This is a genomic window from Paenibacillus sp. FSL L8-0641, from assembly GCF_038006265.1.
Classification (GTDB): domain Bacteria; phylum Bacillota; class Bacilli; order Paenibacillales; family Paenibacillaceae; genus Paenibacillus; species Paenibacillus polymyxa_D.
Window position 1 is genome coordinate 989,341 of the sequence record NZ_JBBOUW010000001.1, and the last position, 20,475, is coordinate 1,009,815.

General features: G+C 48.2%; 21 protein-coding genes. 12 read left to right on the top strand and 9 right to left on the bottom strand.

Going from position 1 to position 20,475, the window contains the following annotated elements; all coding sequences use genetic code 11:
- Positions 1-32 precede the first annotated feature (32 nt).
- The 5 genes from MKY16_RS04395 to MKY16_RS04415 all read right to left on the bottom strand — a co-directional run bounded on the left by MKY16_RS04395 (position 33) and on the right by MKY16_RS04415 (position 5,584).
- On the bottom strand, positions 33-1,010 hold the full coding sequence (locus MKY16_RS04395) for a FecCD family ABC transporter permease (protein ID WP_340954283.1): 978 nt from the start codon (positions 1,008-1,010) through the stop codon (positions 33-35).
- A complete protein-coding gene (locus tag MKY16_RS04400) occupies positions 1,007-2,011 on the bottom strand; it encodes a FecCD family ABC transporter permease (RefSeq protein ID WP_340954285.1) in 1,005 nt (334 codons plus the stop codon). Before MKY16_RS04400 ends, MKY16_RS04395 begins: the two co-directional genes overlap by 4 nt.
- Positions 2,008-2,988: an ABC transporter substrate-binding protein gene (locus tag MKY16_RS04405; RefSeq protein WP_340884393.1), complete on the bottom strand. Its 981-nt coding sequence runs from the start codon at positions 2,986-2,988 to the stop codon at positions 2,008-2,010. Before MKY16_RS04405 ends, MKY16_RS04400 begins: the two co-directional genes overlap by 4 nt.
- Positions 2,989-3,189: 201 nt before the next feature.
- A complete protein-coding gene (locus MKY16_RS04410; RefSeq protein ID WP_340884395.1) occupies positions 3,190-3,918 on the bottom strand; it encodes a response regulator in 729 nt (242 codons plus the stop codon).
- Positions 3,911-5,584, bottom strand: a complete 1,674-nt coding sequence (locus MKY16_RS04415) for a sensor histidine kinase (protein WP_340954287.1) — start codon at positions 5,582-5,584, stop codon at positions 3,911-3,913. Before MKY16_RS04415 ends, MKY16_RS04410 begins: the two co-directional genes overlap by 8 nt.
- Before the next feature lie 161 nt (positions 5,585-5,745).
- Here MKY16_RS04415 and MKY16_RS04420 point away from each other — a divergent pair, with 161 nt between their 5' ends.
- Both MKY16_RS04420 and MKY16_RS04425 read left to right on the top strand, forming a co-directional pair.
- Positions 5,746-6,039, top strand: coding sequence for a putative quinol monooxygenase (locus MKY16_RS04420; RefSeq protein WP_013308817.1), 294 nt, complete (start codon positions 5,746-5,748; stop codon positions 6,037-6,039).
- Between the two features lie 44 nt (positions 6,040-6,083).
- A complete protein-coding gene (locus MKY16_RS04425; protein WP_318628212.1) occupies positions 6,084-6,908 on the top strand; it encodes an aldo/keto reductase in 825 nt (274 codons plus the stop codon).
- A gap of 91 nt (positions 6,909-6,999) precedes the next feature.
- Here the strand turns inward: MKY16_RS04425 and MKY16_RS04430 are convergent, their stop codons facing one another.
- Positions 7,000-7,653 carry an SdpI family protein gene (locus MKY16_RS04430; RefSeq protein WP_209949967.1) on the bottom strand — a complete coding sequence of 218 codons (654 nt, stop codon included), beginning with the start codon at positions 7,651-7,653 and terminating at the stop codon, positions 7,000-7,002.
- The gene (locus MKY16_RS04435; RefSeq protein WP_029517140.1) at positions 7,650-7,961 is read right to left on the bottom strand and encodes an autorepressor SdpR family transcription factor; all 312 of its coding nucleotides are present in this window, start codon (positions 7,959-7,961) and stop codon (positions 7,650-7,652) included. Before MKY16_RS04435 ends, MKY16_RS04430 begins: the two co-directional genes overlap by 4 nt.
- Before the next feature lie 212 nt (positions 7,962-8,173).
- On the opposite strand from MKY16_RS04435, the gene MKY16_RS04440 reads away from it, so the two are divergent.
- Positions 8,174-8,800 (top strand): alpha/beta hydrolase, encoded by a 627-nt coding sequence (locus tag MKY16_RS04440; protein ID WP_340954290.1) that lies wholly within the window; start codon positions 8,174-8,176, stop codon positions 8,798-8,800.
- A 91-nt stretch (positions 8,801-8,891) separates the two neighbouring features.
- Here MKY16_RS04440 and MKY16_RS04445 read toward each other — a convergent pair whose 3' ends face one another.
- Complete coding sequence (locus tag MKY16_RS04445) at positions 8,892-10,088, bottom strand: chromate transporter (protein WP_165149941.1); 1,197 nt, start codon at positions 10,086-10,088, stop codon at positions 8,892-8,894.
- A 170-nt stretch (positions 10,089-10,258) separates the two neighbouring features.
- On the opposite strand from MKY16_RS04445, the gene tlp reads away from it, so the two are divergent.
- The 9 genes from tlp to MKY16_RS04490 all read left to right on the top strand — a co-directional run bounded on the left by tlp (position 10,259) and on the right by MKY16_RS04490 (position 19,866).
- Complete coding sequence (tlp, locus tag MKY16_RS04450; RefSeq protein ID WP_013308822.1) at positions 10,259-10,483, top strand: small acid-soluble spore protein Tlp; 225 nt, start codon at positions 10,259-10,261, stop codon at positions 10,481-10,483.
- Positions 10,484-10,723: 240 nt separating this feature from the next.
- Entirely contained in the window at positions 10,724-12,016 is a 1,293-nt protein-coding gene (locus tag MKY16_RS04455) for an ABC transporter substrate-binding protein (RefSeq protein WP_069012873.1), read from the top strand.
- Positions 12,017-12,043: 27 nt separating this feature from the next.
- Positions 12,044-13,006: a carbohydrate ABC transporter permease gene (locus MKY16_RS04460; protein WP_340954294.1), complete on the top strand. Its 963-nt coding sequence runs from the start codon at positions 12,044-12,046 to the stop codon at positions 13,004-13,006.
- 3 nt (positions 13,007-13,009) lie between these two features.
- Positions 13,010-13,849 (top strand): carbohydrate ABC transporter permease, encoded by an 840-nt coding sequence (locus MKY16_RS04465; protein ID WP_340954297.1) that lies wholly within the window; start codon positions 13,010-13,012, stop codon positions 13,847-13,849.
- A gap of 210 nt (positions 13,850-14,059) precedes the next feature.
- The gene (gene ilvA / locus MKY16_RS04470; protein WP_039272546.1) at positions 14,060-15,346 is read left to right on the top strand and encodes a threonine ammonia-lyase IlvA; all 1,287 of its coding nucleotides are present in this window, start codon (positions 14,060-14,062) and stop codon (positions 15,344-15,346) included.
- 222 nt (positions 15,347-15,568) lie between these two features.
- Complete coding sequence (locus MKY16_RS04475; protein ID WP_029517134.1) at positions 15,569-16,543, top strand: glycoside hydrolase family 43 protein; 975 nt, start codon at positions 15,569-15,571, stop codon at positions 16,541-16,543.
- Between the two features lie 201 nt (positions 16,544-16,744).
- Complete coding sequence (locus MKY16_RS04480) at positions 16,745-17,830, top strand: FecCD family ABC transporter permease (protein WP_318628218.1); 1,086 nt, start codon at positions 16,745-16,747, stop codon at positions 17,828-17,830.
- Positions 17,830-18,855, top strand: a complete 1,026-nt coding sequence (locus MKY16_RS04485) for a FecCD family ABC transporter permease (protein WP_029517132.1) — start codon at positions 17,830-17,832, stop codon at positions 18,853-18,855. Before MKY16_RS04480 ends, MKY16_RS04485 begins: the two co-directional genes overlap by 1 nt.
- Positions 18,856-18,918: 63 nt before the next feature.
- Positions 18,919-19,866: an ABC transporter substrate-binding protein gene (locus tag MKY16_RS04490; protein WP_340954301.1), complete on the top strand. Its 948-nt coding sequence runs from the start codon at positions 18,919-18,921 to the stop codon at positions 19,864-19,866.
- Positions 19,867-20,027: 161 nt separating this feature from the next.
- Here the strand turns inward: MKY16_RS04490 and MKY16_RS04495 are convergent, their stop codons facing one another.
- Positions 20,028-20,459 carry a hypothetical protein gene (locus MKY16_RS04495; RefSeq protein ID WP_340954302.1) on the bottom strand — a complete coding sequence of 144 codons (432 nt, stop codon included), beginning with the start codon at positions 20,457-20,459 and terminating at the stop codon, positions 20,028-20,030.
- Between the last annotated feature and the right edge of the window lie 16 nt (positions 20,460-20,475).

Here is a 20,475-nt window from a genome sequence, read left to right on the forward strand (position 1 = left end):
TTAGCTGCGTTGCGCAACTCCTTATCCTCATCCTATCCGCTGCCTTTCTGTTTGCGTTCCCGTAGTAATAGATACAAAAAATATGGCGCGCCAATGACGGCTGTCACGATGCCAGCGGGAATTTCGAGCGGCGGCTTCAGACCCCGTCCGAGCGCGTCGGAGAGGACGAGAATCAGCGCGCCGATCATCGCCGAACCGGGCAATAGATAGCGGTGGCGATTGCCAAATAACCGCCGTGCCAGATGCGGTGCCAGCAGTCCGATAAAGCCGATGGAGCCGATGGCAGCGACACAGGAGGCAGCCAAGGCGACTGACACAGCGAGCAGTCTTGTACGCACACGCTTCACGCTAAGACCCAGCCCAGCAGAGCTTTCCTCATCTAGGCCCATAATATCCAGCTTGCGCTGTAGTGCATAGGCGAGAGGTAGTAACACGATTAACCACGGCAGTAGCCCATACACTTCGTCCCAGCCTTTGCCCCACAGACTTCCAGCTAGCCAAGTGAGCGTGTCGCTGGCTTCGAGTGGATACTTGACCAGTATATAGTCGGTCGCAGCCTGAAAAATAGCGCCCACCGCCAGTCCGGTCAAGGCTAGCATGTTGGGACGCATGCCTCCCTTCATCGAAAGCTGTACGAGCAACAGTGCTGCTAGCCCGGCACCGACAAAGGCGGCTACAGGCAACAGCGCCACTGGGGATGAGGGCAGCAGTACGATGACGAGAACCGCCGCAAAGCCAGCCCCCTTGGATACACCTACCACATCTGGCGAGGCTAGCGGGTTGCGGATCATACCTTGCAGCAGAACACCGGCTACTGCAAGGCCAGCACCGGCCATGATGGCCAGCAGGCCACGAGGCAGTCGGTAATGGCGAACGATGAACCAGGAAGAGGCATTTCGGTCAGTCAGAGCGGCGATCAGCTCAGCGGGTGTAATGTAGGTGCTGCCCACGCCGATAGCTACAAAGGAAACACCCAGCATTAACACGAGTAAAATCCACAGCTTTTTCATCGTGAAGCCCTCCCGTTCTTGTGCGCCAGATATAAAAAGAATGGCGCGCCCACCAGCGCGGTTACGATACCAACGGGCGATTCATAAGGAAAGGCAATAAATCGTCCAAGCACGTCTGCATATGTCAGCAGCAGAGCTCCGCAGATTGCAGACAGGGGGATGACCCGTTTGTAATTATCGCCTGTAAACACCTTGATGATATTCGGCACCATCAGGCCCACAAAGCCGATAGACCCGGCTACTGCTACAGCAGAGCCTGCCAGCATAATCACTGAGGCTGAGGCCAGTAAGCGGACAAGACGTACGTTTTGTCCCAACCCCTGTGCGACCTCCGTCCCGAGGCTCAGCACAGATAGCGAAGGGGCTAGCGCCAGTGCAAGAATCATACCCACGGCAAACCATGGTAGCACCAGACGCGTGTCGGCCCATGTGGACCCGTCGATGGCTCCGGCGAGCCAATACAGCACATCAGATATTTGCTCGTTGAACACGAGCAGTCCTTGGGTGACGGAGGCCAGCAACAGATGCACGGCCATCCCGGCAAGGGCCAGCTTGACCGGCGTCATGCCCGCCGTTCCGGCCAGCGCGTATACGAAGGAGCCGCCTGCGATGGCCCCGGCAAAAGCAAAATAAATGCTGCCGGACGATCCGATATTCGGCAGCAGCACGACGGACAGCACGACAGCCAGCGAAGCGCCTGAGCTGACTCCGAATACCTGCGGCGAAGCCAGCGGGTTGCGCGTGATGGCCTGCATCAGGGCTCCAGCCACGGCAAGCCCGGCCCCGACGATTAGGCCAATAACGGCACGCGGTAGGCGTACCGTCAAGACAATGAGCTGATCCTTAGACGGATGCTCGGTGAACAGCGCAGTCAGCATGGTGGGGATGTCCATCCTGACCGGGCCAATCGCCACGCTGAGCAGAAATCCAGCCAGCAACGCAGCGATAAGTGCAAAGAAGACCGGCTTATTCAGCCGGTCGCGTGAGGCTTGTCCGATCAACGGGAGCCGTCTCCTTTACTTTGCGCGGGATACAGAAGCGAAATGGCTTGCTCCAGTATTTTTTCGGCTGAGCCGAGTCCACGGTACCGGGTCCACAGTGCCCGGTTTACTTCGTAAACTTCCCCTTTTTTGACGGCCGTAATGTTTTGCCAAAGCGGGTTTTGCTTCCATTCCGCAATCAGCTTCTCATCGGCTTCCACCAAAAAGATCACATCAGGATCCGCTTGTGAAATCTGTTCCAGTGTCAGCTTGACGGTAGGCTCGCTTGTATTTTGAAGGGCATTGTGGATACCCGCTTGCTCCAGTAGTTGTCCATCAAAGGATGAAGCGCCGTGAGCCGATAGTGAATCAGAACGGAATACCCCTAGCAATACGCTACGTGGCTCACCAGTTTTGATGCCTTCCTTCAACTTTTCCATTGTAGCTTTATGCGTAGCGAGAATTTGCTCGCCTTTTTCCTTCTCACCTAACGCATCGGCGATGACACCGAAGGATGCCAAGTTTTGTTCATAGGAGGAATTGCGGCTCTTTAGAACAATGGTCGGAGCAATCTCGCTTAGTTCTTTGTATATGCTTTTATGACGATTCAGATCGGCAATAATCAAATCCGGCTTCAGGGAGCTGATCGTTTCCAGGTTTGGCTGTTTGCGTGTGCCTACTGGTGTGAAGTTGATTTTCTTGCCCAGCAGCCCATCAATATCATCGTCATTTTCCTGAGCTATACCGACAGGAGTTACGCCCAGCTGGGTTGTGGCATCGACAAAAGAGAATTCCAGGGTTACGATTCTTTTGGGTTTACCCGTAACTTTGGTTTCTCCCATCTCATGTTTAATCATTCGAGTGTCGCCTGTTGCTTGAGGTGCTGCTGCGCTGTTATTTTGTGACTGGCTTCCACATCCCGCCATAATGACCGTCAGTAGTGCCAGGGTCATTGCAAGCAGCATGCCTGTGCGCAGTGGTTGTTTCGGTGTTGCCATATGTTATCCCCCGTTCCAGTATGATTATCAGAGAAACTGATAATCATTATCAATCAACTAACTGTTGATCATTCTAGCAATCGGGAAGGAGGACGTAAATAATGTGGTCATTTAAACCGTTTTGATCGATTAAGTGAATTAAATTCAATAAAATTATGAATAGGAGGAGGGGAAAGTACCAGGACATCAGAGTTGGGTGGGTTATACATCCCTCCGCTGTCGGCGATAGATACGCTCCGGTCTGCCGACGGTTCCGTACACCTGATCGTGGTGCGCGTCGCCACTTTCCACTAAATACTCCAGATACCTTCTGGCTGTAGAACGACTCATACCCAACTCAATTCCCACTGTACCTGTAGTCACCTCACCCCGTCGATTCAGGAGATCTAGCACTTTGTCGCAAGTTACTTTATCGATGCCTTTGGCCCATAGTTCTCCGACTCCGTTCCCCGCCATCCGACCGGTGCCCGCGCTTTGAAGCAAACTGTCAATTTCAGATTGCTCGACTGTGGATTGTTCCTCTTGCCATGTTGTGATTTGTCGCCGAAACCGGGCATATTCCTCCAAGGTCGCACGCAATCTCTCGAATATAAGCGGCTTTACGATAAAATCAAACACGCCTGCTCGAACGGCTTGTACCACTGTTTCAGCTTCTTTGGCGGCGGTCAGCATAATAACATCTGTACCTGGATAGTGTTGCTTGATGAACGATAGCAGGGTTAGACCATCCGTATCAGGAAAATAAACATCCAGCACGACTAGAGGAGGACGGAGCACGTCCAGTTGAAGTTTTGCCTCAAATTCGTTCGTCGCGATTGCACATACGGTGAACCCGTCTACCTTTTCAATAAATCGGCGGTTAATCTCCGCAATTCGCGAATCGTCTTCAATAATAAGAACCTCAATGTCCGATAAAACCCGCTCATTCATGCGTGTAATCTCCTTTTGCATCATTACTCGTATCTGTTCTATGTAAAGGAATGTATACCTCAAAAATACTTCCTCCACCAGGCCGTTCGTGCACTTCTATAGAGCCGCCCATTCGTTCAGTGTACTCCAGCACGAGAGCAAGGCCATATCCATGTCCTGCTTCTGCTTTCGTCGAAGCTCCTCTGACAAACAGCTTTTCTTGGATATCGTCCGAAATTCCCGATCCGTTATCTGCAACTTCGACGATGATGGCTTCAGTCGTTTCTTCAAGCCGGAACCAGACCTGTCCGTCAGAAAAGGAGGACATCGCAACAGCTTCCATGGCATTGTCCAGCAGGTTTCCGGCTATGGAAGCGAGAAAGGACCACTCCAACGTAGGAGACTGGGTTGAGAATGCTCCTTTAATATCAGAATGGAGTAAAACCCCTTTTTCCAGTGCCTGTTTCTTCTTACCGATCAGTAGGCTGGCGATGATTGAATCAGGCAGGAGAGCTGTGGCAATCGGCCTGTGTACACGATATTCCTCTGACTCCTGTGTGATAAAGTCCACTGCTTCGTCATAACACTCCAACTGAATCAGGCCGGATATGAGATACAGCCGATTGGCGTATTCGTGTGTTTGTGATCGCAGTACTTCCGCGTAATCTTTGACCTCTGTCAACTGTTGTGTCATGTGGAGCAGTTCGGTCTTGTCACGCAGACTGGCAACCGTGCCCATGATGCGACCGGAACGATCCTGGATCGGCACACGGCTGACGACTACAATTCGCTGCTGGACCTCAATTTCCTCATTCCATATGTACTGTCCCTGATCTGGCCCCGTCGTTGAATGCTCTACTGTGTAATCGGCAACAAGCATATCAACCAGTACATCCGGAACACCCGTCAAATGTCGAAGGTCGCATCCGTAGATAGAGGTTTCCGACGGGAGTCCGATCAAGCGAGCTGCCTGTGGATTGGCAAGTGTGATTTGTCCATGGCTATTCACCGCAATAATTCCTTCGCCGATGGACTCAATAATGGCTTGCTTTTCCTGGTACAGCCGTCCGATCTCTACTGGCTCCAGTCCATGCAGTGCGCGTCGTACCCTTTGCGCTATAACCAGGCTTCCCAATATGCCGATCATCAGCGCGCCCACCATTAACCAGAGCCATGCATATGTGTATGTACGAATATTTTGCTGCACATCTGTCATTAAAAAACCTACAGAGACGAGCCCGATGGCCTTACCTTGCTGATCATAAACGGCAGTTTTGGCGCGCAGTGACGGTCCAAGAGAGCCCGTCGATTCCGTGATAAAGGACTGCCCTTGCAGTACCTTATCATTCATGGGGTCTATCATAGGCGTGCCGATGCGCTCCGGGTTTACATGCCACTGCCGGATGAGATGACGATCAGCAATAGTAATAAAATCAGCGCCGCTACTGGCCTGGACGGGCTTTATGACCTCGTTGATACGTGAACGCAATTGCGTCGTCTCGGTCTGCTCCAGAGCGTCTATGACCTGCGCATCTACGGCGAGGGTATTGGCGACGGTGAGCGCCCTTTCTCCGATTTCATCATATAGAGCGGAGGTGATCATATATCGAAGGGATAATCCCAACAGCCCGGTAACTACCAGTACTAAAAGGGATATAAATACTATAAGTTTTGTCTGAAAACGCACATGCCTTCACCGCCGTTAAACAAAATATAGGAGGAACGAATCAGCCGATAATCTCCTCCATACGATCCATTTTACTGCATTACAGAAACGCCCGCACTTTTATTCTATCGAAAGAATGGTCTATAATAGAAATAGTTACATAATACGAGGAGGAACATAATATGATTATTATTCATGCCGATATGAAAGTTTTACCTGAGAAAAGAGAAACTTTTTTGCAACAAACCCAAGGGCTGATCAGCGCATCCCAAGCTGAAGAAGGCAATGTACGTTACACGTTAATGCAGGATCTGAATGATCCCAACGCATTTACGATGGTTGAAGAGTGGAAAGATGCTGCTGCTGTAGATTTCCATAATAATTCTGCCCATTTCCAGGCATTTGTTGCCGCCGCTAAAGAATTGTTGGCTGCTCCGCTTCAAGTGAATGCTTTTCAGGATGCAACTAAACTGTAACCATCCCGTTGGATAATTCATAATCAGGAACAGGAGGAATAGACATGGGGAACATTGCAGATACAACTGTACTGAATAACGGAGTTCAGATGCCTTGGCTTGGTTTTGGTACCTACAAGGCGGAAGGTAATGAGGTCTACGAAGCGGTCAAAACAGCTATTGAGGTCGGTTACCGTCACATTGATACAGCGGCGATCTACGGCAACGAGGAACTGGTTGGACAAGCCATTCGTGATAGTGGAGCGGCTAGAGAAAATCTGTTTGTAACCACCAAGCTATGGAATCAGGATCAGGGCTACGATTCAACACTGCGTGCCTTTGAGGAAAGTCGTAAGCGGCTGGGTCTGGATATCATTGATCTGTATCTCATTCATTGGCCTGGTAAGGATAAGTACAAGGAAACCTGGAAAGCATTTGAACGCTTGTATGAAGAAGGAAGCGTACGCGCTATCGGCGTTAGTAACTTCCAAGTTCACCATCTCGAAGACCTCCTCCAAGATAGCAACATGGTTCCTGTCATCAATCAAGTGGAGCTTCACCCACGTCTGACACAACAAGAGCTGCATCAATACTGCCGGGAGCACCAGATTCAGCTAGAATCGTGGAGCCCGCTGATGAAGGGGAAATTAACCGAGCAAGCGGACATCGTTGAGATTGCTGCCAAATACGGTAAAACCTCTTCGCAGGTCATTTTGCGTTGGCATCTGGATCGGGGGATTGTGACGATTCCCAAATCGGTTACCGCGCATCGTATCCGCGAAAATGCCGATTTGTTCGATTTTGAACTAACGACTGAGGATATTGACCGAATTAATGGTCTTCATCTGGATGAGCGTGTAGGCACCCATCCCGATAAGCTGTTGTTTTAAATAAATATTCACTTGTAAAAAGAACCTCCCATTCTGCGTTTATCGCGGTTTGGGAGGTTCCTTTTTTAGGTTCAGGTGTGGCTTTGTCTATTTACTTGTTTAGCTTACGATACAACAAGTAAGAATAGAGTACAGGAGAGATAACGGATATGATCAGTACGGTTAGGAAAATGACTACTCCGGCCATTCCACCGATCCATGCCGCCACCAACGCTGAAGCACCGCCAAGCATCATCATAGGCCCCCCGAAACGGTGCGTTTTACGCCATACCTCGGGATTAGACAGAGTCCACGGCGTGCGGATACCGAACGTATAGTTCGGCTGTACCTGAGTCATATAATTCCCCATCACCATCAGCATCAGGCCTATTAACCCTAAAATTATAGCATTCATTTGCAGTCGTATATTCAGGTTATACAGCAGCATTCCCCAACCGGCTATAGCGAGAATGAGCGAAGTGCCTACACGCGTAACCTCATAGGCTTTAGCAAATTTCTCGAAATTTGCTCTGTTGGGGTCCATGTGGCGTGCCAATCGAATGACCAGCGGGACTAGGCCCAACAACACGAGCATGATAATAGAACCACTTTTGCTCGTATACCCATCTGCTGTATTGTTAAAGTTAATATGCGAGACTAGAACATTGGGAAGCCGGTCGTACAGCAGTATAGCGCCTATGGCGGGTGATAAGGCAATCAAAGTTGTCAAAACATCCGTCAAGCTCCAAGGTGTTCGAAATTTCATTCAGATTCCTCCCCATCCTTAATATGATTCACATTTTTCCTGGCAGGGGTATCGGAGTGGGCTATACTGAACATCCAACCGATGACATCCGCCACAACCGTTGTATGCAGGGTGTATATAATGTTTTGCCCCTGTCGTTCATCCAGCACCAGCCCAGCCTGCTTTAGGATATTGAGATGGTGGGAGATGCTGGGTTTGCTAATTTGAAAATGTTCAGCTACTTCGCCTGCGCTCATGCTTTTTTCCTTTAAAAGCTGCAAGATTGTACGCCGGGTCGGATCAGCCAAAGCTTTGAAGGCATCGTTCAAAATACATTTCCTCCTTTAGATATTTAGATAATATTCTAAATATCTAACACCATAGTAAAATACAGCTATACTACATGTCAATGGAACAAGACATCATTTTAGAAAAAATTAACGAGGTCAATTATGTTTGTATAAAGTAGTGAAATGGGCTATAATCAATTTATACAAAAATAAGATTCTTAATTTAAAGTTAATTAGAGGAGGGAATAGATATGGAACACGTCTTTCGTAAAGGAAATGATCCGCAAGCCCCGGTTATTTTGCTGTTGCATGGTACAGGCGGGAATGAACAAGACCTAATACCTTTGGCTGAGATGGTAGCACCGGGAGCTTCTGTGTTAGGCGTAAGAGGAAATGTGCTGGAAAATGGGATGCCACGTTTCTTTCGCCGTTTGGCAGAAGGAGTGTTCGACATTGAGGATCTCGTATTTCGTACCAAAGAACTGAGCGAATTTGTGGACACAGCTGCAGAGCAATACGATTTTGACCGTAATAACGTGGTGGCTCTGGGCTATTCCAATGGTGCAAACATAGCCGCCAGCATGCTCTTTCACGATGCAAAAGCGTTACGCGGAGCTATTTTGCACCATGCAATGGTGCCGTTGCGTGGGCTGGACTTGCCTGAATTGAACGGTGTCCCTGTATTTCTGTCTTCCGGTGAAAATGACCCGATTGTTCCGACTTCGGAATCCCGGGAGCTGCAAGCATTATTGGAGGGAGCCGGAGCGCAGGTGGAAGCATATTGGGAACGCAATGGTCATCAATTGACCCGTACAGAAGCTGCCGCCGCAGGCCAATGGTTTGGAAAGCATTTTAATCTGAGTGGAGAGCAGATTTAAATACCGGATAAGTTAAAATGTTGAGGATAGGGCGAGTAACCTGGTTAAAATCATTGCCCAAAAGAGTCGACTGCTTGTAGGCTGTCGGCTCTTATCCTAGCAGCATTCCTCCAGTTGCCCCCACAAGAACTACCACCCAGGGCGGCAGCTTCCAAAAAACCAGCATCACAAACAAAATGACCGCCAGAGCAAAGTCTATTGGCTTCAGGATGGCGGTAGTCCAAAGCGGATCATACAGCGCAGCCAGCAAAATACCAACCACAGCTGCATTCACTCCTACCAAAGCCCTTTGGATTTTCGGACTGTTTCTTAATTTATTCCAGAACGGAAGTACGCCGACAACAAGAAGAAATGCTGGCAAAAAAATGGCGAGAGTAGCAATCATCGCTCCTGGTAACCCCCAGGCCATAGCTCCAAGGTAACCTGCAAAGGTGAATAACGGCCCTGGAACGGCTTGCGTAGCTCCGTAACCTGCCAAGAAATTCTCTCGGCTAACCCATCCAGTTGGAACAACTTCCCTCTCCAAAAGCGGCAATACCACGTGTCCCCCACCAAATACCAAAGAGCCTGAACGAAAAAAGCTATCGAACAGCGTTAACCATCCCACTTCCTCTGAGGATCTAAGAAGCGGAAGTGCCACAAGCATTGCAACAAATACAATCAAGGAGCAGACCGCAAAAGTTCGGCTAATCGCAATTTGAAGATTGGACGTAATCTCCGCCTCTTGCTTTCGAAAAAGCCATAACCCGATAACACCAGCAGTAACAATGATTAGAATTTGACTGTAAGCTGTATGCCAGGACAACGTAATCACGGCGGAAATCACGGCAATTGTCGCCCTATCCCGATCAGGCGTCAGCTTCTGTCCCATACCTAGAATAGCATGGGCCACAATCGCAACAGCTACGATCTTTAATCCGTGAATCCACCCCGCACTCGCTATATCGTATCCTTGAAGCAAGAAAGCAAACGCAACTAACACAAGAAACGACGGCAGTGTGAAACCAATCCAGGCAGCAAGTCCTCCAAGTAATCCTGCTCTTACAACCCCAATTCCAATGCCAACCTGACTACTGGAAGGACCAGGGAGAAACTGGCAGAGGGCTACAAGATCGGCGTAACTTGCTTCATCCATCCACTTTCGGCGACGTATGTATTCATCATGGAAGTATCCTATATGTGCAATCGGTCCTCCAAAGGAAGTGAGTCCTAATTTTGCGGACACCATCAGCACTTGAAGAAGAGTGGCTAATTGTCCCCTTAGCGGCTCTTGCTTATTCGTTTCCATAAACGGGGCTCCTTTTCTCATATCTTCTAACTTTAATATAACTGAATAATGTAATCTAAATTACTCCATTTTATTAATTTGGCTCAGGCATGCATAAAATGATCCGATAGCGATCAAGCTACGGATTAGCGCTCTACTGAGCGACCCCATGATTAGGAGGCGACAAAGGAATGGCAAAACCAGATAATCGAGCCGATAATGTTGAACACTTGCAACAAAGTATTCAGAACACACAGCAGAACCTGCATGAAGCTGAAGGATATCTGAACGAATTTTCCTCTGAAATCAGCAACGAGGAACGTAAGCAGATCGAAGAAAAAAATAATCGTCGTAAAGAAAGTATTAGATCATTTCGCGAAGAAGTGAAGGACGAAGCAGCTCATTCCCAAGAGTAGTAAAAATAGAGAGGCCCAACTTCGAGTTTTAATTCGGGTGGGGCCTCTTTTTTATGCAAAAATCATCATAACTGTATTCATTTCAATTGCCCCCTATAATGCAGTGGAGACGCTAATCTTCGTTGAAAATAAAAATTTTATAAATAATGTTGTTGTAAACTAATTTGTATTGATGTTAAATAATAAAAGAAAGCGCAATCATTTATGAATTAGGATTTCATCATGCGAAGGGGGAAGGATATGCTGCTGCGAAGAAAAAGCATGGCTTTGATGCTTATGGCGGTGGTTTTGATGGCTGGACTGCTGCAAGGCTGTTCTTTCAAGACCGATGAAAAGGAAGGGCCGGGAACAGAACTTGTATTATGGACGTTCAATGAACTGCATGAGAAGTTTTTTCTGCAAATGGCTGACCAATGGAACCAACAGCACCCTGATGAATTGATTAATTTGAAAGCGAATACATTTCCTTATGACAACCATCACAGCAAGCTGTCGATTGCGCTGCAATCGGGGGTGGGAGCGCCGGATATCGCGGATATCGAGGTGAACAAGATCGGTAATTTCCTCAAAGGGATACCGCAACTGGTCCCGCTCAATCCGGTGATTGACCCCGAGATCAATAACATTGTACCTTCCAGAGTACAGATTTACGGCAAAGACGGTAAATATTACGGCATTGACTTCCACGTTGGGGCCGAAGTGATGTATTACAATAAAGAGATTATGGATCAGGCGGGGGTAAACCCGGATTCCATCGTCACCTGGGCAGACTATGCTGCTGCAGGCAAGCAAGTACTTGCGAAAACAGGCAAGCCAATGGCGACCTTAGAAACGAATGACCTGTGGAGCTATTGGCCGATGATCTCCCAGCAAAATTCAGATTTTCTGGATGACAAGGGCGAGTTGACGTTGGATAACGAAACCAATATTAAAACACTTGAGTTTCTTCAACAGATGGTAAAAGACAAAGTCGCTATTCCCTCACCGGGCGGCGGGCATCATATGGAGGAATACTACGGGTTTATGAACAAAGGCGGGGCTGCTTCGGTATGGATGCCGATGTGGTACATGGGGCGTTTTACGGATTACATGCCTGACCTGAAAGGTAAAATTATCATCAGACCCATGCCGGCGTGGGAAAAAGGCGGCTATCGCTCAGCGGGTATGGGCGGAACCGGAACGGTAGTCACGAACCAATCAGAGCACCAGGATCTGGCGATGCGTTTTCTAGCCTTTGCCAAGCTGTCCAAGCAAGGGAATGTGGAGATTTGGAAGCAGCTAGGGTTTGATCCCATCCGCAGTGAAGTGTGGACAATGCCGGAAGCCAAAGCCAAAAACAAATTTACGGAGTATTTCGGAACAAATATTTTTGACACGCTGATCGAAGTCAAAGATGAGATCAATGCGGTGCATATTGGACCGAAAACGCCTGACATCGCCAGTGCTGTACGCAATAAAATACTTTATCGGACACTACAGAGTGGCGAAGATCCAGCCACGGTGCTGCATGAGCTAGCAGATGAACTGAGATAGACCCCAACAGGAAAGGGAGTGAGATTCATGGCAACGCCCGTTCATACGAACGCTAATGTACCGACAGGTCAGCCGCCAAAAACTCAGCGTCCGGCCAGAAGCCAATGGAGCCGATTTATTCATTCCAGTCGTACGGCACCGTATGTGTTTGTCCTTCCATTTTTACTGTCCTTTGCGCTATTTTTTGCCTATCCGGTCATCTCGACGGTCATTATGAGCTTCCAGGAAGTCCTGCCAGGGATAACAACTTATGTTGGACTGGAAAATTATAAGGACTTAATCAATCCTACGTTTGGAAAGGCGATATGGAATAGCGTCCTGTACACGCTGCTTACACTGGTCGTGCTGATTCCTCTGCCGCTGGTATTGGCAGTATTGCTGAATTCGCCTAAAATGCCGGGCAGAGGGTTGTTTCGCTCCGTGATGTTTATACCTGCACTAACCTCGGTGGTGGTAGCAGGAACGATCTTCCGCCTCATGTTCGGGGAATTGGATGGTTCGCTGATGAACTCCCTGTTGGGGGTCTTCGGTCTGGAGCCGTATAAATGGCTAATGAACGCCAACACCGGCTTTTTAGCGTTGATCGTGCTGGCCTTGTGGAGATGGTTGGGCGTAAATATGCTGTACTACATGTCGGGACTCCAGAACATTCCCCCCGAGTTGTATGAAGCTGCGCAGATTGATGGAGCCAGTCGATTCGATTCATTTTGGCGGATTACGATTCCTATGCTGAAACCAGTGACGATCTACGTATTTACGATTAGCATTTATGCGGGGTTGTCCATGTTCACGGAAAGCTACATGTTGTGGAACGGAAATAACTCCCCGAACGATATTGGTTTAACGATTGTTGGCTATCTCTATCGCCAAGGTCTGGAGCAGAACAGTATGGGCTTCGGAGCTGCGGTGGGCATTGTATTGCTCGTATTTACACTCGTGCTGAACCTGATCCAGCTCAAATTTTTCGGCATGTTCCGGAAGGAGGATTAAGCGATGGCTCAGAAACAAAAAGGCTCATTATCCGCATTGCTCGTTGTCCTGTTCATTCTGTTTTCCGGGTTTGCCCTGTTTCCGCTATTTGCCGTGACGCTTGCCTCGTTCAAGCCATCTACGGAGCTGTTGCGCTACGGCTTGAATCTTAAGCTGGAGTGGGACATCATGTCCTTGAAAAACTATGCGTTCATCTTTCAGGGGACGACGGATTATTTTCAATGGTACTGGAACAGTATTGTTATTACCGTCTTGTTTACGGTGTTATGTCTGATATTGTCCGCGATGGTGGGCTATGGTCTGGAGATGTACCGTTTTAGATTGAAAAATGTGATTTTCACACTGGTGCTGGTTGTAATGATGATTCCGGTAGAAATTATCATGCTGCCGCTCTACAAGCTAATGATCGGCATGAAGCTGATTAATACAGTATGGGGTGTAATTCTACCCTTCGTCGTCGCGCCGATCCCAATCTTTTTCTTCCGTCAATATTTGAGTGGAGTACCCAAGGATTTTATGGATGCTGCGCGGGTTGACGGCTGCTCAGAATATGGAATTTTCGTACGCATTATGATGCCTCTAATGGCGCCTGCATTTGCGGCAATGGCTATTTTGCAGGCGATGAACAGTTGGAATAACTTCCTGTGGCCGATGATTGTATTGCGGACCAACGACATGCTGACACTGCCCATTGGACTGTCCAGTCTGCTGACGCCATATGGCAACAATTATGATGTGCTGATTGCGGGCTCCGTTTTGGCTATTTTACCGATTCTGGTCGTGTTTCTATTCTTCCAGCGTTACTTTATTGAAGGAATGACGGCAGGTGGAGTAAAAGGGTAATCGGAAAGGTATTCAATGGAGCGATTGAATACAAGAAATGTGCAACGTCAGAAAAGGCTGATCGGGCATTGATCCCGGTCTGCCTTTTTTTAGATTCGATTGATTTTCATTCTCATTTTCATGCTATCATCTGCACAAGCTATGGGTAACGTGGTATGATATTTGAAAGATTTCAAATACAGAAATATTCAGGCGGAGCGTGGAGAACCTATGGAACCAACAGAAACCCAGAAAACTGACCCGGCCATGGCGTCAACCGTTGGCATGGAGGATATTGTACGGGCGCATCATATGCTGCGTGAGGTGATTGTACGTACACCTTTACAGAGGGATGCCGTCCTATCGGCCAAATATAACTGTAATGTGTATCTGAAAAGAGAGGATCTCCAAGTCGTGCGGTCCTTTAAAATCCGTGGTGCTTACAACATGATTCGTAGCTTGACTCCCGGACAAATGGAAAAAGGCATCGTGTGTGCGAGTGCAGGGAATCATGCGCAAGGTGTGGCTTTTTCATGTAATGCACTTGGTATCCACGGTAAAATATTTATGCCGAGTACAACGCCTAATCAGAAAGTGAAGCAGGTTCGTCGCTTTGGGGGAAACAGTGTAGAGGTCATTTTGACTGGAGATACGTTTGACGATGCCTATGATGAGGCCATGAAGGTGTGTAGCGAACAGGCAATGACCTTCATACATCCGTTTGATCAGCCGAAAATTATTGCGGGCAATGGTACGATTGCGATGGAAGTGATGGAGAGTCTAGATACACCTATGGATTATGTGTTCGTAACGATTGGCGGCGGCGGTTTGGCGGCAGGCGTAGGTACGTATGTTAAAACCGTGAGTCCATCCACCAAGGTAATTGGTGTGGAACCCCTTGGCGCGGCGTCGATGACGGAAGCGATGCGTTTACACAAGGTGGTTACACTGGATCAAATAGACAAGTTTGTTGACGGAGCTGCGGTGAAGCGTGTGGGTCAGCTGACATACGATATTTGTAAACATACCTTGGACGATATTGTGAAGGTACCGGAAGGTAAAGCATGTACCGCGATTCTGGAGCTGTATAATGAAAATGCGATTGTTGTGGAGCCTGCGGGTTCACTGCCTGTTGCAGCACTTGATCTGTACCGCGAGCAGATTCAAGGCAAAACGGTTGTCTGTATCGTCAGCGGTGGTAACAACGATATAGATCGAATGCAGGAGATTAAGGAACGGTCCCTAATTTACGAAGGACTGAAGCATTATTTTATGGTGAATTTCCCGCAAAGAGCTGGGGCACTGCGTGAGTTTCTACAGGATGTGCTTGGACCGGACGACGATATTACTAGGTTTGAATATACGAAAAAGAATGATAAGGAAAATGGACCAGCTCTGGTCGGCATTGAGCTGTTCCACAAGGAAGACTATTTTCCTTTAATTGAACGAATGAACCGCAAGGGGCTTAAATATACGGAACTGAATAAAAACGAAAATCTATTTAATATGCTAATTTGAAAAGGAGCCTGCGGGCTCCTTTTTTTGTATCAGGATTTTGCAAAATCCTCGTATGTAAAGCGTTATGCGTAGTTTATAAATTTCTTTTTATTTGAAATAAAGCGTTTACAAAACAGAATGTGATAGGTTAATATATGGGTAACTTCATAAGTATAAACACTAATGTAATAGGTGTGTCACCTGAATTTCATTATAAGATACTCATTCGGAGGTGCGAAAGAAATGTTGAAAGCATGGAAAAAATCAGTACGGAGTAAATTGACCCGAACGGCGTTTGCTGCTGTAACCTCGGCTGCTTTGTTACTTTCAGTGATGCCATCTGCATCCGCAGAGCACTGGGCGTTAACTGGTGATGTGGCAGTACATGATCCGTCCATTACGAAAGAAGGCAACGCTTGGTATATTTTCTCCACAGGGCAGGGGATACAGGTTCAAAGATCGGACGACGGACGCAATTTTTACAGATTGCCGCAAATATTCCTGTCGCCGCCATCATGGTGGAAATCGTATGTACCTAAGCAAAAGCCTAACGATGTGTGGGCACCGGACGCTCAGAAGTACAATGGACGTGTCTGGGTTTACTATTCCATTTCTACTTTTGGGTCACGCACTTCGGCCATTGGATTGACTTCAGCAACAAGCATTGGCGCGGGGAGCTGGAGAGATGATGGACTCGTGCTGCGTACGACGGATGCCAACGATTATAATGCGATTGACCCGAATCTCGTCATTGACGCTTCCGGTAACCCGTGGCTTTCCTTTGGTTCATGGAATTCAGGCTTGAAAGTGACTCGATTGGACAAGAATACGATGAAGCCTACGGGGCAGATCTATTCTATCGCCAAGCGTACGGCGGGTGGTTTGGAAGCGCCCCATGTTACATACCGCGATGGGTATTATTATCTGTTTGCTTCCATTGATAACTGCTGCAAAGGCGTAGATAGTAATTATAAGATTATTTACGGTCGCTCTACTAGTATTACTGGACCGTATGTGGACAAGAGCGGCAAAAGCCTGATGGACGGTGGCGGAACGATACTGGATGCGGGGAATGACCGTTGGAAGGGACCGGGCGGCCAATCCGTCTATAACAACAGTGTGATTGCGCGTCATGCCTATGATGCCACTGATAAAGGAAATCCAAAACTTCTGATTAGTGATTTAAAATGGGATTCGGCAGGCTGGCCTACGTACTAAAGAGAGGACCGTTTGGAGTCACCTATGTAGTAAAATCATATAGATATATTCAAAAACTGTTCCTCTTATGGGGAACAGTTTTTGGCTTGCAATGTCATAGAAACATGCTATTATGTATCAAGTTGATAATAATTATCATTATCGTTATCATTTTGGAAAACGTAATGATTTTTTCAGGTACGGAGGGAGTGACCTCATCAAATGCAGTCTAAAGACAGCATGGACAAACATACAGCTCGGACAGAGAGGGCAGTTCCTGAAGTAGTCATAACAGCACGTCCAGTACTTCGAGCGGGTAGGATTCGGCAGGCGTTGTTGTTCACAGCTTCGGCTGTATTGTTGGGTTTGGCCATATTCGCCGCCATTTCTCTCGGAGCCAAGGACTTGACCGTAAGCACCGTGTGGTCGGCAGTATTTCACTATGATCGTTCGCTGATGACACATCAGATCATTCATGAGTTGAGATTGCCGCGTGTACTCGGTGCAGCTGTTATTGGAGCTGCGCTTGCGGTTGCAGGTTCTCTGATTCAGGGCATTACGCGCAACCCGCTGGGAGATACAGGTGTGCTGGGCATTAACGCAGGAGCGATGTTTGTAGTTGCAGTGAGTTTTGCCTTTTTTCCCGATCTTCCTTATGGGACGTTAATAGTATTGTCGTTCCTGGGGGCGCTAATGAGTACCTTACTGGTATTTGGTCTGGGAGCATCTGCGCCTGGTGGATTGACACCTATGAGACTGACGGTGTCTGGAGCTGTGACGGCTGCCCTGTTAGGTTCCATGACTTCGGGGATTGCGATTTATTTTGATTTAAGTCAGGATTTAGCCTTCTGGTATGCGGGGGGTGTAGCCGGGATCAAATGGTCGCAGCTTGAGATTCTTGCACCGATTTTGCTTATTGTGATCGCCTGGTCTATGGGGCTGGCACGTTCTATTTCGCTGATTTCGATGGGCGATGAGGTGGCGTTAAACCTTGGGTTGAATCTCAGGCGCATTCGGCTTTTGGGTCTGCTGACCGTAGTGGTACTGGCCGGACTCTCTGTATCGGCTGCTGGAGCCATCGGCTTTGTAGGTTTGGTTATCCCACATATCGCTCGCAAGCTAATCGGTGTGGATTATCGCCAGATCGTGCCGCTGTCTGCGTTATTGGGAGCCGTGTTACTGGTGCTGGCAGATTTGGGAGCGAGAATGGCAAATCCGCCAGAGGAGCTAGCTATTGGAATTATGGTGTCTTTTATCGGAGTACCCTTTTTCCTCTTTCTCGCCCGTAAGGAAAGGAGGGATTTATAGTGAGTCGCTCTTTAGGGATTGGGGACACAAGAACGAAAAAGGCTTGGCTCGTTTGTTTGGTATTGGCGGGAATCAGCTTTGCCGTCCTTGTTTTGGGTTTGAATACCGGAACGATTCGTATTCCACCGCTACGCGTGCTGGATACGTTGTTTGGCGGTGGCAGCGGACGTGATCATATCGTTCTGTTCGAGTATCGTCTGCCTCGTATTGCTGTAACGGTGCTGGCTGGAGCGGGACTAGGCGCAGCCGGGGCGGTCATGCAAGGCTTGTCGCGGAACGGACTTGCTGATCCGGGAGTGCTCGGTCTTCATGCAGGGGCTGCGTTGGGACTGGTAATGTTCGTTAGCTTTTTTCGCGACTTGGACGGTTCGGCCGCCGTCCTGATCCCCTTGTTTACCTTTGCAGGAGGTGTCATTGCGGCGGTGCTGATTGTTTTGTTGTCCTATAGCCGTAACAGAGGAATCGTGCCCGTGCGTCTGATTTTGTCCGGTATCGGTGTAGCCTCGGGCCTTAGCGCTATAACGCTGTATTGGTCCTTACGGCTGGATGAGGATACATACGCATTTACCGCACGTTGGTTGGCTGGCAGCGTTTGGGGCCGGGACTGGATACATGCAGCAGCCTTGCTGCCTTGGTTAGTCATTGTATTACCCTACGTTCTGTCGCAGACGCGCAGTCTGAATAACCTGTCGTTGGGTGACGAGACCGCGGCTGGAATCGGTACAAGTGTGAAGCGCCAGCGCCTATTACTGCTAGGCGCAGCTGTGGCTCTATCTAGTGCCAGTGTATCTATGGCCGGAGGCATCGGCTTTATCGGGCTGATTGCGCCTCATCTGGCTCGCCGTCTGGTTGGGCCGATGTACCAGCATTTGCTGCCAGTAGCCTGTTTGGTCGGGGTCGTCATTCTGGTCACCGCCGACACGATTGGGCGTTCGGTGTTTCAGCCAAATGCGATTCCCGCAGGTGTGGTGGTTGCTGTGGTAGGAGCTCCGTATTTTCTATTCTTGTTGTCCCGAACAAAATGACAGAAGAAGCCTTCTATAATGATCATTATAATGTAGAGTTCTATAGCATAGGAGAGAATAAACATGAGAAAACACAGATTTGAGGGTTCAGGTTTTAAACGTTCATGGGTAGTCACAACTCTTGTTGTATGCATGATCATGCTATCTGCTTGCGGACAAGCAGCCGACAAACAGACTGCCGATACGAAAGCGGCGGACAGTGCGCAGACAACCATTAGTGCGGATTCGCGTATTGCTTCGATGTCAATTCATTTGACGAACAACCTGCTGGCATTGGGCATTACTCCGGCTGGTTCGGTCATTGGCGGAGATGTGAAGGATTTTCTACCGCATGTAAAAGATCGTCTTCAAAGTACCCGTAAGCTAGGTGTTGTCACTGATCCGGATATGGAAGCGGTACTGGAGCTTCAACCTGATCATATTTTCTTAGACAAAAAATATTCGGGAACCGATGTGGCCAAGTTTGAAAAAATTGCGCCGACCGACGTTTTTGATCTGGATGAAGGCACATGGAAAGATCAATTGAAAAAAATAGCCGTTATGGTCAAACATGAAGCACAGGCAGACGCATTTCTAAAAGACTATGATACACAGAGGGAACGAGTCAAAAAGCTGATTCATTCAAAAATTGGGGACGGAACGGTTATGGCTATACGTGTGACGGCGAAAGAGGTTCGTGTTATGGGGATGAAGCGTCCGGTAGGACCGCTGTTATATCAGGATTTGGGCTTGAAGCCAGCCAAAGATGTAGAAAAGATCGACAAGGCTTATCAGGTGGTTTCCCAAGAGGTTTTACCGGATTATGATGCCGATGCGATTCTTGTTATCATCAGTAAAGGCGCGGATGCCCAAAAGGTATACAAGCAGCTGGAAGGAAACACAGTATGGCAAGGTCTCAAAGCGGTGAAGCAAGGGCATGTCTACATGTTGGACGGACAGCCTTGGCTGGACTATTCCGCAATGGGACACAAAATGGCTCTGGATAATGCAGAACAACTATTTTCCAAATAAGTTCTAAAATATATCAAGCCGTATTCCTCCATGCAGCTTCTTGCAGGCCAGGAATACGGCTTTTTGGCGCACACCCCAGCTGTAAGTCGATTGCCTGATCGAAATGAAAAGGAGCTGCTATGACCCAAAATGGGGCAGCTCCATATAATGAAAATTGCGGGCTATGAACGTTTTTTACGCAGAAAAATCGGTTTGAGTCCAATAAAGCCGATGGCGGCGAGAATTAAATTTACCCAAGGTGAGATCCTGAATACTGGCAGTACACTGCGCAGCGCTAGTCCGGCGACAAGAATCACGACAACTAAAACAACATACATCAAGATGGATTTAAGATTCATCTGGGGCTTTACGGGGACGGGGTTTGGATGTTGTATCTCCTCGCCTTCTTCGGGACGATCCATAAAATTCATCAGGGCTTCAACGAGTAGAATGGCTCCTGCGGCGATGATGATAAGAGTGGATAGGCTGATTTCTTCAAAGGGTTTGAGATCTCCGCCTGTAAAGGTGACAAACCATCCGATAATCGCCTGTGTCAAGAAAAACATGGACAAGGCAACCCATGCAATAAGCGTATAATTTTTTGCTTTATTCATTGCTTCCTCCTGCTTT

Excerpts from the sequence above, each read along its gene's own strand:
- MKY16_RS04455 (WP_069012873.1), top strand. The coding sequence starts at position 10,724 with ATGCTGCTGCGAAGAAAAAGCATGGCTTTGATGCTTATGGCGGTGGTT.
- MKY16_RS04445 (WP_165149941.1), bottom strand. The coding sequence starts at position 10,088 with ATGGAAACGAATAAGCAAGAGCCGCTAAGGGGACAATTAGCCACTCTT.
- MKY16_RS04440 (WP_340954290.1), top strand. The coding sequence starts at position 8,174 with ATGGAACACGTCTTTCGTAAAGGAAATGATCCGCAAGCCCCGGTTATT.
- MKY16_RS04430 (WP_209949967.1), bottom strand. The coding sequence starts at position 7,653 with ATGAAATTTCGAACACCTTGGAGCTTGACGGATGTTTTGACAACTTTG.
- MKY16_RS04465 (WP_340954297.1), top strand. The coding sequence starts at position 13,010 with ATGGCTCAGAAACAAAAAGGCTCATTATCCGCATTGCTCGTTGTCCTG.
- MKY16_RS04420 (WP_013308817.1), top strand. The coding sequence starts at position 5,746 with ATGATTATTATTCATGCCGATATGAAAGTTTTACCTGAGAAAAGAGAA.
- MKY16_RS04395 (WP_340954283.1), bottom strand. The coding sequence starts at position 1,010 with ATGAAAAAGCTGTGGATTTTACTCGTGTTAATGCTGGGTGTTTCCTTT.
- MKY16_RS04405 (WP_340884393.1), bottom strand. The coding sequence starts at position 2,988 with ATGGCAACACCGAAACAACCACTGCGCACAGGCATGCTGCTTGCAATG.
- MKY16_RS04495 (WP_340954302.1), bottom strand. The coding sequence starts at position 20,459 with ATGAATAAAGCAAAAAATTATACGCTTATTGCATGGGTTGCCTTGTCC.
- MKY16_RS04475 (WP_029517134.1), top strand. The coding sequence starts at position 15,569 with ATGTTGAAAGCATGGAAAAAATCAGTACGGAGTAAATTGACCCGAACG.
- MKY16_RS04410 (WP_340884395.1), bottom strand. The coding sequence starts at position 3,918 with ATGAATGAGCGGGTTTTATCGGACATTGAGGTTCTTATTATTGAAGAC.
- tlp (WP_013308822.1), top strand. The coding sequence starts at position 10,259 with ATGGCAAAACCAGATAATCGAGCCGATAATGTTGAACACTTGCAACAA.
- MKY16_RS04480 (WP_318628218.1), top strand. The coding sequence starts at position 16,745 with ATGCAGTCTAAAGACAGCATGGACAAACATACAGCTCGGACAGAGAGG.
- MKY16_RS04490 (WP_340954301.1), top strand. The coding sequence starts at position 18,919 with ATGAGAAAACACAGATTTGAGGGTTCAGGTTTTAAACGTTCATGGGTA.
- ilvA (WP_039272546.1), top strand. The coding sequence starts at position 14,060 with ATGGAACCAACAGAAACCCAGAAAACTGACCCGGCCATGGCGTCAACC.
- MKY16_RS04425 (WP_318628212.1), top strand. The coding sequence starts at position 6,084 with ATGGGGAACATTGCAGATACAACTGTACTGAATAACGGAGTTCAGATG.
- MKY16_RS04460 (WP_340954294.1), top strand. The coding sequence starts at position 12,044 with ATGGCAACGCCCGTTCATACGAACGCTAATGTACCGACAGGTCAGCCG.